Source organism: Thalassospira sp. MCCC 1A01428 (assembly GCF_002115825.1).
GTDB lineage: Bacteria > Pseudomonadota > Alphaproteobacteria > Rhodospirillales > Thalassospiraceae > Thalassospira.
On record NZ_JFJZ01000140.1, the window covers coordinates 1 to 959 of the forward strand.

A 959-nucleotide genomic window follows, 5' to 3' on the forward strand; every position below is an offset into this window, starting at 1 on the left:
CTGGTGGGCCCACCTAACAGAACGCAGACGTTCTTCCTGCCTTATTCGCATGGCAAGCCATGCTCAACGGGTAAAAAGGATACTGACACCTGATTCCGGCACCGCTATCATTTCCGCACGGATATTGCAGCGAAAGGTGGAGAAATGACTGATATTGTGCCGTTTGTGTTTGAGGGTTCGGAAATCTGCACCATCCATAAAAATGGTGAGCCGTGGTTTGTGACCAACGATGTTTGTAAGGCGTTGAGGCTATCCAATCCAAGAAAAGCAATCGAGAGTCTTGATGATGATGAAAAGGGTGTAACTTTAAGTGACACCGTTGGCGGACGTCAGGAAATGAACATCATCAATGAAAGCGGTCTTTACGTCCTGATCCTTCGGAGCCGGAATGCCGTGAAACCAGGGACGCTTCAGCACAGGTTTCGCAAATGGGTAACGTCGGACGTATTGCCGATAATTCGCAAAACGGGGCGGTATGGCCTCCGGGCTTCCACATCCCGTTTGACGGATACAACGTCTGATAAATACACAGTCCTCGAAGTGATCCTTCGTCCAGATGGTGTCTGGGGGCAGGTCTGGGCTGTTCCTGTTTATATGCTGGATGGGACTGAATACTGGAACATTCCAATCCTTCTTCAGGTCTGCTGTGGAACCAGCGTGATTCCGGAACATCTGAATGCTGGCCAATATGCTTATGATCTGATGGAAGAACATCCGGCCCTGACGGGGGCCGGGCCGCTATGGGTCGCAACACTCGAAAATTGCAAACACATTATTCAATCTGTATCAGGATGCTACAATCAGCGAGCCCGGCAGATTTTGGCTGATCTGGCCAAAGCCTCGCCGGCTGGACGACAGTCTTCCGGAAATGTGGTGCATCTTGGAGATGTTTCTCGTCAGTAAGGAGTTTTATGCGAGATAGATTCTTCATCCGATCTGCTAGTGTTCCGAGTCTGACA

Annotated in this window: 1 protein-coding gene; it reads left to right on the plus strand. The window is 50.1% G+C overall.

The features are described 5' to 3' along the window. Nucleotides 1-144 precede the first annotated feature (144 nt). Nucleotides 145-903, plus strand: a complete 759-nt coding sequence (locus THS27_RS26275; RefSeq protein ID WP_085595965.1) for a BRO family protein — start codon at nt 145-147, stop codon at nt 901-903. The last annotated feature ends 56 nt before the right edge of the window (nt 904-959 follow it).

Excerpts from the sequence above, each read along its gene's own strand:
- THS27_RS26275 (WP_085595965.1), top strand. The coding sequence starts at position 145 with ATGACTGATATTGTGCCGTTTGTGTTTGAGGGTTCGGAAATCTGCACC.